Consider the following 13,053-nt stretch of genomic DNA (forward strand, 5'->3'; position numbering starts at 1 on the left):
CTACACTTTTTTTTAAAATCCTTTTTTACTAACTTTTGTTGTAATTATGACTTAGGGCTAACTCAATAACTATGTTAGATATATATTTTGCATCATGTCTTATATAATTATTTTTTATTTCAATCAAATTTTTTTCTACAGTTTTTATACCCATCTCTTTTAACTTATCTTTTTGTTTTTTATCTAGTAAAACCTGTTCTGCTCCATCTTGTTTATATAAATCAAGCATTCCTTCTGGCAATATTTCGTTATTTGCTATCACATAATCTATCAAATTATTGTCAGTATGCTTTATTATCGCATTAACATGTTCTAATACATTATATCCTTCTGTTTCCCCTGGCTGAGTCATTATATTTGATATATACACTTTTGGTGCTAAAGAGGCTTTAATGGCGTCTACAACACCATCTACAAGTAGATTTGGTATTATACTCGTATATAAACTTCCAGGACCCATAATTATAATATCAGCATCATAAATAGATGCAATAACATCTCCTAATGGTTTAACATCTTTAGGATTTAAGAAAATTTCATCAATAGAACTTTTTTGATTCTTTGATTCTTCAGGTATACTAGATTCACCATTTACTATTTCACCATTTTTTAATTTAGCAACTAAGTTTACATCTTCTAGTGTTACTGGCAAAACCCTACCTGTTATAGCAAAAATCTCACTTAATTTATACACAGCTTTTTCAAAGTTTCCATATAATCCATTCATAGCAGCTAAAAATAGATTTCCAAAACTTTGACCTTTTAAAAGTCCTTCTGTAAACCTATATTGCATAACTTCATTCATAGTTGGTTCTATATTTGCAAGTGCTAATAGGCAATTTCTTATATCTCCTGGTGGAAGCATTCCTAAGTCTTCTCTTAATACTCCTGAACCTCCACCATCATCAGCAACAGTAACAATCGCAGTTATATTCTGTGTAGAGTGTTTAAGCCCCCTCAGAAACACTGATTGACCAGTTCCTCCACCTATTACTACTACATTGGGGTCTCTGTTTTCGATAACAGACCTCTGAAATAACCTTACTTTTTCATTTTTTGCTTTCTTATATATAAATAACGATACAATTAATGCAATCCAACCTAAAATTCCTACAATAATAAGTAATTTAGCCATGTTTGCCTCCATTATCGTAACATAGAGTCTCTGTGTTTTTTTACAACTCTATATCCTTTATTAGATAAATCCTCCGCTATAAGATTTGTTATAGTAACTGACCTATGTCTTCCACCTGTACATCCAACACCAATTACTAGATGTTGTTTTCCTTCTTCTATATATTGAGGTACTAAGAAATGAATCATATCTAAAAGCTTCACATAAAATTCTTCACTAATTTTAGAATTCATGACATAATCTCTGACTTCTTTATCGTCACCAGTTTTAGATCTCAATTCTTCAATATAATATGGATTAGGAAGAAATCTTACATCGAATACTAAATCTGCGTCAGCAAGTATACCATGTTTAAATCCAAAAGATACTACAGATATAGTTAGATTAGGATTCTCTTCACCAGAAGAGTATATTTTCTTTATTTCTTCCTTAAGGTCTTTCGGTTTCATATTAGTTGTGTCAATTATGCATGTAGAAAATCCCTTTAAAGGCTCCATTATTTTTCTTTCCATTTTTATACCTTCTGGAATTTGCATGTCTTTCGCCAATGGGTGATTTCTCCTTGTCATTTTATATCTCTTTAACAATACATCATCATTACAATCTAAATACACCATTTCATATTCATAATTTTCTTTTTCCAAGTAGTTTAAACTCTCATGAAGAGCTTCAAAAAACTTTCTTCCTCTTATATCTATACCTAAAGCAACTTTATCAATACTTGAGTTTGGTTGATAACATAATTCTGCAAATTTAGTTATCAAAGCAGGAGGTAGATTATCTACACAATAAAATCCCATATCCTCTAAAGCTCTCATTGTTTCACTTTTTCCAGACCCTGAAAGACCTGTAACTATAACAAATTTCATTGCTAACTCCTCCTTTTTATCTTCAGTCTATTACACTTTTATCTTTTGTTTATTACACTATAATATTTTCTACTAATGATATATCCATATTTGAATCATATACAGCTTTCATAGCTCGTTTAAAATCACCCACTCTTTCTGGGCAATGTGCATCTGACCCTATTATAAATTTATTTCCTATTTCTTTTATTTCGTTTATTTGTTTTACATTTAAAAAAGAATGGCTACTATTTATTTCAAGCCTCGTATCTGTCTTTTTTGCTACCTTTGCTACTTCTTCTATATATACATCACCTTTATCACCAGGATGTGTAATTACAAAAATATCATTATTATTCATAGCATTTATTACAGCTTTTGTATTATACTCTTTTGCTTTTTCAGTTTTAAAAATATAATTATTACAATGATTTAATAAACTTCCAAATGATGTAGGAGTAGAACCAAAATGGTATCCAGCCATGATATAGTCAAGTTCTTTTATAAATTTGTCATCCATGTCTATATTACCTTTATCATCTAATATGTTACACTCCATACCCAAAAGTATATTTATATCACTATATTTATCATTCAAAGAATTTACGTCTTCTCTCATTTTATGAATATCTTTCGTCTTTACACCATATGCAATATGCTTATAACTATGGTCTGATATTCCTATTGTCTTTATCCCTTTAGCAATGGCCACCTTTACATTATCTTCAATAGTTCCCTTACCATGACTATATAATGTATGTGTATGATAATCAGCCAATATCTTCATTTGTTAATCCTCTCCAAGTATTTTGACTTCTTCTTCCAACATAACCCCAAACTTGGCATATACAGAACTTTTTATAACATATATTAAATCTAAAATATCTTTAGCACTTGCTTCTCCTAAATTAACCACAAATCCACAATGCTTCTCAGATACTTGAGCACCTCTCAAAGTAAGTCCTCTTAATCCAGTTTCTTCTATTAACTTACCTGCAAAATATCCTGTTGGTCTTTTAAATGTACTTCCTGCACTAGCAAAATTTAATGGTTGCTTAGTTGTTCTTCTTGTTGTTAAATCATCCATTAAACTTTTTATTTCATCATAATTTCCTTTTTGCAAATCTATTTCTGCTGATAAAGCTATATATCCATTTTTCGCTATTATACTTTTTCTATACCCAAATTCCATCTGTTCATTTGACAGTTCAAAGATATTGCCTTCCATATCTATTAATCTTACTGATTTTACTATATCTTTCATTTCACCACCATATGCTCCTGCATTCATGGCTAATGCTCCACCTAATGTTCCAGGTATACCTGAGGCAAACTCAAATCCTTTTAGTTCTTGTTTTTGTAGAGCTTTACCTAAAACAGATAATAAAGCTCCTGACTGAGCAATTATTTTAGTACCCTTTATCTCATAAGAATTAAAGTTGTCTGCAAGTTCTATTACTATGCCTCTTATTCCACCATCTTTAATTAGAATATTCGAACCATTTCCAATTATTAAATATGGCATAGATTCTTTTTTCACTAACTGAAGTACATTTTTTAGCTGTTCTTCAGTTCTAGGTCTAACCAATATATCTGCTGGACCTCCAACTCTAAATGAGATATGTTTTTTCATAGGTTCATCTATTTTTATATCATCTTTGCTTAATATATTTAATAAATTTTCATATATATCTTGATTATTCATTGTATTTCCTCCCAAATTATACTAAACTTCAGTTGTCAGTATTGTCTAAATTATATTAATGTATAGTATTAACTATATTCAATAATATATGATTTTGCTTATCATACAGATTTCATATTTTTAAGTTTTTTAATTCCAAACTATATTCAATAAATATATAATAAAGTAAAAAAAAAAAAATAACAACATATAAAAGAACATAAATAATTTAAAAAAAGCATCAATATCGCTGATATCAATGCTTTAAAAGGCTATTTAATTCGTATTATTTATCTAACTATTTTTCACATAGCAAAGATAATAAATTCCTCCAACTATTATAGAACCTCCAACTACATTTCCAAGCGTTACAAATACCAAATTAGTTATTAATTGAACCATAGTAATATCTGCTCCTAATGCCATTCCCATTGGTATAAAAAACATATTTGCAACACTATGTTGGAATCCACATAAAACAAATAACATTATTACTGTCCAACATGAAGCTAACTTAGATACTATATCTTGAGATGCTGTAGCCATCCATACAGCTAAAACTACTAAAATGTTACAAAGTATTGCTTTTAAAAACATTGAAACTATCGTTGAATTAACTTTAGCTTCTGCTACAGCTATGGCTTTTGTAGCTGCATCCCCTGTTAATGTAGAAGAATAGTATACAAGTGCCACTAAAAGTAGTGAACCTACTAGATTGGCAAAATAAACTAGTCCCCAGTTTCTTAGCATTTTTCCCAATGTTATTTTTTTGTCCATAAGCGGAATAAGCATTAAAGTATTTCCAGTGAATAACTCTGCTCCTGCTACCACTACAAGCATAAGACCTACTGGAAAGACCATAGCACTTAAAAAACTAGCTATTCCTGCGTCTATCTTACCAAAAGTCTGGCTAACTATTATACTCCCCAATCCCCCAAAACCTATAAATGCTCCTCCAAATAAACCTAATAAAATTGCATTTTGTGTTGAAATATTCGCTTTTTTAATACCTGCACTTATAGTTGCTTGTGCAGTTTCCCCAGGTGTCAAGAATCCTTTACTCATAAATCCTTCCCCCTTAAAAATTATACTTTTCCTTGTCTTTTTATGGCAATAATTATATAATAACAATATGATATATAATAAATTTTATTAATATAAAAAATTTTCTATATGCTTATATATACTTATGTCTATATAATTATATTATTTATTATATACTAACTTTGTTAATTTCGAAATAATTATATTTAAATTGAAAAATTTACCTTTTGATTATTTATTTTACTTTTTTATTATTGAGGTATTATATATAATAGATATATGTTCGAGTTATTATATATAATTACTGATTTTACTAAATACCCAAAAGGAGGAAATTTTATGTTTAATATATCATTTTTCGAAATGTCAATATATGAAATAACAGTTACTACAATATATGTAATTAATTTCATGGTTATACTAAATCTCATTTTTAGAGAAAAGAGAAATATAAACACAACTCTAACATGGCTTCTTATATTAGTATTAATACCAGCTCTTGGATTTATACTTTATATGGCTTTTGGTAGAAATATTTCAAAAAACAATATGTTTAGAGTAAAAGAAAAGGACGATAAGATAATCAAAAGCAATATACTAGATACTCAAGTTAAATTACAATCTACATCTGAAATTGATTCAGAAATACATCAACATAAGGATATGATTTATGCATTAGCTAATTCAAATAATGCTCATTATACCAATAATAATGATGTGTGGATTTACGCTGAGTCTAGTCAATTTTTTAACACTCTTCTTGAAGAACTTAAGAAAGCAAAGAAATATATAAATATACAGTTTTACATTTTCAAAGATGACAAAATTGGAACTGAAATAATTGACATTCTAGTAGATAAGGCCAAAGAAGGTGTAGAAGTAAGACTTTTATTTGACGCCGTTGGTGGTAGAACACTAAAAAATAGTACACTTTCTAGATTAAAAGAAAGTGGTGTTAAAGTTGGAAGTTTCTTTCCATCATTCTTAAAAATTGTAAACTTTAACTTAAACTACAGAAACCACCGAAAAATTGTTGTCATTGATGGAAAAGTAGGATTTGTAGGTGGATACAATGTTGGAGACGAATATCTAGGTAGAAATCCAAAATTTGGTCTATGGAGAGATACACATACTAAACTTACTGGTGATTGTGTAATTGACCTAAATATGAGATTTATCCTTGATTGGAGATATACAACTAAAGAAGATTTAGATTTAGAAAAGTACTTCGCAGAAAGTGAAACACCTTCTGATTGTCCTTCTGAAAATATTGGGATTCAAATAGTATCAAGTGGTCCAGATATATCAGAGCTCGATGAAATTAAATATGGTTACCTTAAAATGATTCAGAAAGCTAGAAAGTATATATATATACAGAGTCCTTATTTAATACTTGACTCAACATTTATAGATACTTTAAAAATAGCTTGTTTATCTGGTGTTGATGTAAGAATTATGATTCCTTCTAAACCTGACCATCCTTTTGTATACTGGGCATCATATTCATATGCTGGAGAACTTTTAAAATTTGGAGCTAAAATCTACACTTATGGTGAAAATGCATTTTTACATGCTAAGACAATAGTTATAGATGACTCTATATGTTCTATAGGAACAGCTAATATGGATATAAGAAGCTTTGAGCTTAATTTTGAAGTAAATGCCTTTATGTACTCTTCAAAAAAAGCACTAGAGCAAAGAGTTATATTTGAAAATGATATTTTAGATTCAAAAGAAATAACATTAGATGTATATAATTCTAGGTCTACTTATATAAAAATCAAGGAATCAATTTCTCGACTATTATCATCAGTTTTATAAATCTTTTATTTTATAAAAATTTTACCTTTTGGTTTATTTTTTAAAGTTTTTTATATATATTATTTTTTTTTTATTGAATTCAGTCCATTTTTTTTATTTTTTTTAACTATTCTGAATTATTTTATATTATAATAGACTAGTATAGTTTTTTTTTAATAGGTAACTTTTTTGCATTGTTTTTATGAATAAAGAAATTGTTGTATATTATTCTTTCTTTATTGTTTTGGTTTTGTTCACCAACATAATATTGGTGTCAACGCATGGTTAATTATTTTATGAAAAATAATAACTTTAAAAAGAAAAGGGGGATTTGTTATGTGCGATTTTATTTCACACAACAAGCAGTTATTTGACGAATTAGATATATTTATTGACTCTCTTGCAACAAAAGAAGGTGCTTTGATACAAGTTCTACATGAAGCTCAAGGTATATTTGGATATCTTCCAAAAGAAGTACAACTTCATGTTGCTAAAAGACTTGGAGTAGCTCCTGCAAAGGTATATGGGGTTGTTACATTCTATTCTTATTTCACTACAGAACCTGTAGGTAAGTATAAAATAAGTGTCTGTCTAGGTACTGTATGTTTTGTAAAAGGTGCTGATAAGATATTAAGTGCTTTTGAAAAACAGCTTGGTATAAAAGTTGGAGAAACTACTAGTGATTTTAAATTTTCTTTAGAAGGTTTAAGATGTTTGGGGGCATGTGGTTTAGCTCCAGTTGTTACTGTAAATGGTAAAGTTTATGGTAAAGTAAAACCAGATCAAGTAAGCGAAATATTAGATACTTATAGAGAATTAGAATTGAATTGTTAAGAGGGGTGAATAAATAATGCGTAAAGTAAATTCATTTGATGAATTAAAAGTTTTAGCTGATGAGCTAAAACCTAGTCTTAGCCTAAGAAAAAATTATTCTAAGGAAAATGTATTAAGAAGAGAATTACTTGTTTGTTGTGATACTGGATGTACATCTTCAAACAGTATGGAAATAGTTAGTGAATTAGAAAATGAAATAAAAAAATCAGGAATACAAGACAAAGTTGATGTTCGCTTAACAGGTTGTTTTGGTTTCTGTGCTCAAGGTCCTATCGTAAAAGTTTATCCTGATAACGTTTTCTATGTGAAAGTTGAACCATCTGATGCTGAAAAGATAGTTCAAAATCACTTAATTAGAAATACAGTTGTTGAGGAATTATTATATGAAGAAGAATCTTTAAATAAAAAAGTAGAAGCACAAGAAGAAATGTCTTTCTACAAAAAACAATTACGTATAGCTCTAAAGAATTGTGGGCTTATAGACCCAGATAGTTTAGAGGATTATATTGCTAATGATGGTTATTTAGCTCTAGGTAAATGTTTAACATCTCTTACTCCTCAAGAAGTTATTGCAGAAGTAAAGACTTCTGGTCTTCGTGGTAGAGGAGGAGCTGGATTCCCTACAGGTTCTAAATGGGAAGCTGCTTCAAAGAATCCTGCTGGCCCAACTGATAAAAAATTCGTTGTCTGTAATGCTGATGAAGGAGACCCTGGTGCATTCATGGATAGATCTGTACTTGAAGGAGACCCTCATAGCGTACTAGAAGCTATGGCAATATGTGGATATGCTATAGGTTCTGATACAGGATACATATATATAAGAGCTGAATATCCAAAATCTATAGAAAGACTAAAAGTAGCTATAGCTCAAGCTGAAGCACATGGCTTACTTGGTGAAAATATTTTAGGTACTGGATTTAACTTCAAATTAGAATTAAAATATGGTGCAGGAGCTTTCGTTTGTGGTGAAGGTACAGCTTTAATGCATTCAATTGAAGGTAGACGTGGTGAACCTAGAATGAAGACTTATAGTTCTTCTAAGAGTGGATTATGGAAATCTCCTACTTGCTTAAACAATGTTGAAACTTTTGCTAATATTCCAGCAATCATACTTAAGGGTGGAGACTGGTTTGCTAACTTAGGTACTGATGATTCTAGTGGTACTAAAGTTTTTGCTCTTGGTGGAAAAGTAGAAAATGTAGGTCTTGTTGAGGTTGCAATGGGTACTACTTTAAGAGATATTGTATTTGAAATTGGTGGAGGAATTCCTGAAGGTAAGAACTTCAAGGCAGTTCAAACAGGTGGACCATCTGGTGGATGTATACCAACTGAACATTTAGATATACCTATAGACTTTGGTTCATTAAGCTCTATAGGCTCAATGATGGGCTCTGGTGGTATGCTTGTTCTTGATGAATCTGACTGTATGGTAGATATAGCCAAATTCTTCCTTGAGTTTACTGTTGAAGAATCTTGTGGTAAATGTACACCTTGTCGTATAGGTACTACAAGATTATTAGAAATATTAACTAAAATTACAGAAGGTAATGGTACTCTACAAGATTTAGACGACCTAGAAAACCTTGCTGAAACTATACAAACTGCTTCATTATGTGGTCTTGGTAAAGCTGCTCCAAACCCTGTTTTAAGTACTCTTCAATATTTTAAAGATGAGTATATAGCTCATGTTGTCGATAAGAAATGTCCTGCTGGCAAATGTCAAAACTTACTTTCTTACTTCATAACAGATGCTTGTAAGGGTTGTACAAAATGTTCTAGAGTGTGTCCTGCTGGTTGTATAACAGGTTCTGTTAAAGAACAACATGCAATAGATACTTCTAAGTGTCTAAAATGTGGTGCTTGTATAGATAATTGTACATTTAATGCTATAATCAAGAAATAACTTATTTGGAGGAGGAATAACAATGAGTTTAGTTAATTTAACTATCAATGGCAAACATGTTTCAGCACCTAGTGGAACTTCTATCTTAGATGCTGCAAAACTAATAAATATAAAAATACATAACCTTTGTCATTTACATATGAATGAAATAGATAAGCTTGACACTTGCGCTTCTTGTCGTGTTTGTATGGTTGAGACAGAGAGAGGTTTAGTTCCAGCTTGTGGAACAGTTATAAAGGAAGGTATGAGAGTTCAAACTAATAGTGCTAGAGCATTAAATGCTCGTAGAACTATTGTTGAATTACTATTATCAGACCATCCACAAGATTGTTTTATATGTGAAAAAAATGGAGACTGTGAATTACAAACTATAGCTGCTGATTTAGGAGTAAGAAAGATAAGATATCAAGGTTCTAAGTCTTTTGCAGGTAAAGATACCTCTACTAAATCTTTAGTTAAAGACCATTCTAAATGTATATTATGCAGAAGATGTGAAACTGTATGTAATGATATCCAAACAGTAGGAGCATTATCTGGAGTTAATCGTGGATTTAATACTTTAGTTAGTACATTTTTCAATGCTGATATGGTTGAAACAGAGTGTACATTCTGTGGCCAATGTATATCTGTCTGTCCAACTGGAGCATTAACAGAAGTAGATAATGTGCCTAAACTATGGGATGTTTTAAATAAAAAAGAAAAAACTATAGTAGTGCAAGTTGCTCCTGCTGTAAGAGTTGCTATTGGTGAAGAGTTTGGATTAGAGCCAGGTTCAATATCTACAGGAAAAATGGTTGCTGCTTTAAAATCACTTGGGTTTGAGCATGTATTTGATACAAACTTCGGTGCAGACTTCACTATAATGGAAGAAGCTACTGAATTTATAGAAAGAATTCAAAAAGGTGAAAATCTACCTATATTAACAAGTTGTTGCCCTGCATGGGTAAACTTCTTAGAACACAATTATCCAGACCAATTAAATCTAGCATCTAGCTGTAAATCTCCTCAAGGTATGTTTGGTTCTATAGCTAAGAACTACTATGCACCTAAAATACTAGGAATTAATCCAGATGACCTTTATGTTGTATCTGTAATGCCTTGTGTAGCTAAGAAGTATGAAGCTTCAAGAGAAGAATTAAGTGAATCTGGAATATTAGATGTTGACCTTTCTATAACTACTAGAGAGCTAGCTAAGATGATAAAAGAAGCTGCTATCGATTTACCTAATCTTCAAGACCAGGATTTTGATAATCCATTAGGAAAATCTACTGGTGCTGCTTCTATATTTGGAGCAAGTGGTGGAGTTTTAGAAGCTGCTCTACGTACTTCATATGAAAAGATAACTAACAAAACTTTAGATAATGTAAACTTTACTAATGTTAGAGGGCTTAAAGGAATCAGAGAAGCAAGTATAGATGTTGATGGAACTACAGTTAATGTATGTATTGTAAATACACTTAAAAATGCTAGAAAGATGATGGATAAGGTTAGAAGTGGAGAGTGTAAGTACCATATCATAGAAGTTATGGCATGTCCTGGTGGATGTGTTGGAGGAGCTGGTCAACCTTACCATCATGGTAATACTGAAATAATTGATAGACGTGCAAATGCATTATATGAAATAGATAGAAACAAGGCTATTCGTAAGTCTCATGAAAATCCTGACTTACAAGCTATTTATAAAGACTTCTTTGGAGATCCAAATAGCGATGTAGCTCACAAATACCTTCATACTCATTACTTTGATAAGAGTTGTATTTATGAAGAATGTCCAAAAGAATGTGCTTGTGAAGAAGCTAAATAAATTTTAATAAATTGAGAAACTAAAATATTCTCAAATAAAAGGATTGTATAAAGTGCTTTTAAGTACTTTATACAATCCTTTCTAATTTAATCATAGATAACCTACTTTTCTACACTTATCTTGGTTAAAGTATTCCTGCCATTTTCATAAGCTGTTTTGCATTTGTAGTCTTACATCTTCCATCTTTTATGGTATAGTCAAAATAGATTTTATCATCAACATAGTACTCTGAAAAATGGTAGTTTACAATCTCTACATCTCCACCACTTGAAAGGTCACATAACTCAAAATCATGTGTTGTAACCATACTTATGACCCATGGCTTTGATAGTTTCTTTACTGCCTCACTTGCTCCAATAATTCTATCAGCAGAGTTAGTTCCTTTAAAAATCTCATCAACTAAAACCAACATAGGTAATTCTTTTATGCTATATTGAATCATTGATTTTATTCTGAGAATTTCAGCATAAAAAGTTGATATACCTTGACTTACATCATCTTGTATTCTCATAGATGTAAATATAGCCATACATGTTGCATCAAAACTTTTAGCACATACAGGAGCACCTGCATACGCCAATACTAGGTTTACACCAATACTTCTTAAAAAGGTCGTCTTCCCTGACATATTTGAACCTGTAATGATACAGGTTTGAGAATTTAATTTTATCGAGTTTGCTACAACACTTTTCTCTGCTATTAATGGATGATATACTTCTTCAACGTCTAACCTTGGAATACTTTCATTTTTTATTATTGGAAAGCAGATATTTTCCTTTACTTGACCAATAATAGTTAAACTTATTAAAGCTTCAAACTCTCCAATAGATTCAAGCCATCCTCTAATTTGATTTCCATATACACCTTTCCATCTTTCTAGAGATTCTGCACAGTGATAATTCCACATAAGAACACCACAAGCAACTATATACACTATTTGATTATATCTTAGGTTTACGGCATTACCTATTGAGTTCAATTGTTTAATACCTTTTGAAACACCATTACCTTTAGAAAGTTTTGCTTGTAATTCTTTTAAATATGGGCTTTCGAATGTCTCTTTCTCTAAAACTTCAAACATTTTTTCATATACTTGTATACTTCTACTAAACGAGAATAATGGAGATAAGGTCTGCATAAGCTTTGTATGTCCAAAACCTCCAAATCCTAACTGAAGTACAAAAAGTAAAAAAACAGGTAACACAGGCAAAAAACCTAATATAAAAAATATAAAAGATAATATTGTTGCAGTAGGTAAACCCCAAGTAAAAATATGCATCCACTTAGGTATATATACATTTTTATCTTCTCCATACTCTATAAATGACTCTATACTTCTATCAGAGTTGGTTTTTTGCTCTTTACCAATTATATTACTTAATGTCTGAATATGAATAGAAAAATCCTGTTTTGATAAGAGCTCTTTTACTGCTGTTTGTCTTTCTAAGATTATCTTATCATCTGGATTTTCATTCCATAAAGACTTAGCTAAAGACTGCTTTCCATAGGATGTATTAGCCACACAAATATACTGATATAGTGATGCTCTTCCAAATAGGTCTAAATCTTTTGCTTGTGAATTTTCTTCTTGTATATACTCTTTGCCATCTATTTTGAACTCGTTCCACTCATCACCAAATCTTTTAACATACTTATCTAGCACTTCACCCTTACTCTTAAAATACGATTCTTCATCTTTTATTTTATTATGAATAACTAAAAGTGAAATAAATAGAATCAATGCCACAATTCCAACAAAAATACCTATTGTATTTTTATTGTAAAATCCAATAGCAAATCCTGCTATCAATATTAAAAAAGATATTAACCTAGCTGTACTTACATTATTTGATTTTTTATTTAAGAGCAATTCTTTTTCAGTAGTACTTTCTAAAAGCTTACTAAAATAGTTTATTCCCATAAAGACTCCAACTTCCTTATCATATAATAAATTTAAATATAGTATTAAATTTAATCTAATAACTTTAAACGTTAATTTAA

At 30.3% G+C, this 13,053-nt stretch carries 10 protein-coding genes; 4 read left to right on the top strand and 6 right to left on the bottom strand.

From position 1 onward, the window contains the following. Positions 1 to 28 precede the first annotated feature (28 nt). The 5 genes from KGF36_RS17660 to KGF36_RS17680 all read right to left on the bottom strand — a co-directional run bounded on the left by KGF36_RS17660 (position 29) and on the right by KGF36_RS17680 (position 4,732). A complete protein-coding gene (locus KGF36_RS17660) occupies positions 29 to 1,135 on the bottom strand; it encodes a gluconeogenesis factor YvcK family protein (RefSeq protein WP_227830030.1) in 1,107 nt (368 codons plus the stop codon). Positions 1,136 to 1,146: 11 nt separating this feature from the next. Further along, positions 1,147 to 2,004 (bottom strand): RNase adapter RapZ, encoded by an 858-nt coding sequence (gene rapZ / locus KGF36_RS17665; RefSeq protein WP_227830031.1) that lies wholly within the window; start codon positions 2,002 to 2,004, stop codon positions 1,147 to 1,149. A 52-nt stretch (positions 2,005 to 2,056) separates the two neighbouring features. Further along, the gene (locus KGF36_RS17670) at positions 2,057 to 2,770 is read right to left on the bottom strand and encodes a PHP domain-containing protein (RefSeq protein WP_227830032.1); all 714 of its coding nucleotides are present in this window, start codon (positions 2,768 to 2,770) and stop codon (positions 2,057 to 2,059) included. A gap of 3 nt (positions 2,771 to 2,773) precedes the next feature. Beyond that, on the bottom strand, positions 2,774 to 3,688 hold the full coding sequence (gene murB / locus KGF36_RS17675) for a UDP-N-acetylmuramate dehydrogenase (protein WP_227830033.1): 915 nt from the start codon (positions 3,686 to 3,688) through the stop codon (positions 2,774 to 2,776). A gap of 273 nt (positions 3,689 to 3,961) precedes the next feature. Continuing rightward, positions 3,962 to 4,732 carry a formate/nitrite transporter family protein gene (locus tag KGF36_RS17680; protein ID WP_227830034.1) on the bottom strand — a complete coding sequence of 257 codons (771 nt, stop codon included), beginning with the start codon at positions 4,730 to 4,732 and terminating at the stop codon, positions 3,962 to 3,964. Positions 4,733 to 5,050: 318 nt separating this feature from the next. On the opposite strand from KGF36_RS17680, the gene cls reads away from it, so the two are divergent. The 4 genes from cls (at position 5,051) to KGF36_RS17700 (ending at position 11,052) form a co-directional block, all read left to right on the top strand. Next, a complete protein-coding gene (gene cls / locus KGF36_RS17685; protein ID WP_227830035.1) occupies positions 5,051 to 6,532 on the top strand; it encodes a cardiolipin synthase in 1,482 nt (493 codons plus the stop codon). A gap of 315 nt (positions 6,533 to 6,847) precedes the next feature. Beyond that, complete coding sequence (locus tag KGF36_RS17690) at positions 6,848 to 7,345, top strand: complex I 24 kDa subunit family protein (protein WP_227435580.1); 498 nt, start codon at positions 6,848 to 6,850, stop codon at positions 7,343 to 7,345. A gap of 16 nt (positions 7,346 to 7,361) precedes the next feature. After that, the gene (locus KGF36_RS17695) at positions 7,362 to 9,248 is read left to right on the top strand and encodes an NADH-quinone oxidoreductase subunit NuoF (RefSeq protein ID WP_227830036.1); all 1,887 of its coding nucleotides are present in this window, start codon (positions 7,362 to 7,364) and stop codon (positions 9,246 to 9,248) included. 22 nt (positions 9,249 to 9,270) lie between these two features. Beyond that, on the top strand, positions 9,271 to 11,052 hold the full coding sequence (locus KGF36_RS17700) for an NADH-dependent [FeFe] hydrogenase, group A6 (RefSeq protein ID WP_227842530.1): 1,782 nt from the start codon (positions 9,271 to 9,273) through the stop codon (positions 11,050 to 11,052). Between the two features lie 124 nt (positions 11,053 to 11,176). Here the strand turns inward: KGF36_RS17700 and KGF36_RS17705 are convergent, their stop codons facing one another. Then, on the bottom strand, positions 11,177 to 12,973 hold the full coding sequence (locus KGF36_RS17705) for a MutS-related protein (RefSeq protein WP_227854915.1): 1,797 nt from the start codon (positions 12,971 to 12,973) through the stop codon (positions 11,177 to 11,179). Positions 12,974 to 13,053: the final 80 nt, after the last annotated feature.

This window comes from Clostridioides sp. ZZV14-6009, from assembly GCF_020658095.1.
Classification (GTDB): Bacteria; Bacillota; Clostridia; order Peptostreptococcales; family Peptostreptococcaceae; genus Clostridioides.

Coding starts and splice junctions, on each gene's coding strand:
- KGF36_RS17660 (WP_227830030.1), bottom strand. CDS start 1,135: ATGGCTAAATTACTTATTATTGTAGGAATTTTAGGTTGGATTGCATTA.
- rapZ (WP_227830031.1), bottom strand. CDS start 2,004: ATGAAATTTGTTATAGTTACAGGTCTTTCAGGGTCTGGAAAAAGTGAA.
- KGF36_RS17670 (WP_227830032.1), bottom strand. CDS start 2,770: ATGAAGATATTGGCTGATTATCATACACATACATTATATAGTCATGGT.
- murB (WP_227830033.1), bottom strand. CDS start 3,688: ATGAATAATCAAGATATATATGAAAATTTATTAAATATATTAAGCAAA.
- KGF36_RS17680 (WP_227830034.1), bottom strand. CDS start 4,732: ATGAGTAAAGGATTCTTGACACCTGGGGAAACTGCACAAGCAACTATA.
- cls (WP_227830035.1), top strand. CDS start 5,051: ATGTTTAATATATCATTTTTCGAAATGTCAATATATGAAATAACAGTT.
- KGF36_RS17690 (WP_227435580.1), top strand. CDS start 6,848: ATGTGCGATTTTATTTCACACAACAAGCAGTTATTTGACGAATTAGAT.
- KGF36_RS17695 (WP_227830036.1), top strand. CDS start 7,362: ATGCGTAAAGTAAATTCATTTGATGAATTAAAAGTTTTAGCTGATGAG.
- KGF36_RS17700 (WP_227842530.1), top strand. CDS start 9,271: ATGAGTTTAGTTAATTTAACTATCAATGGCAAACATGTTTCAGCACCT.
- KGF36_RS17705 (WP_227854915.1), bottom strand. CDS start 12,973: ATGGGAATAAACTATTTTAGTAAGCTTTTAGAAAGTACTACTGAAAAA.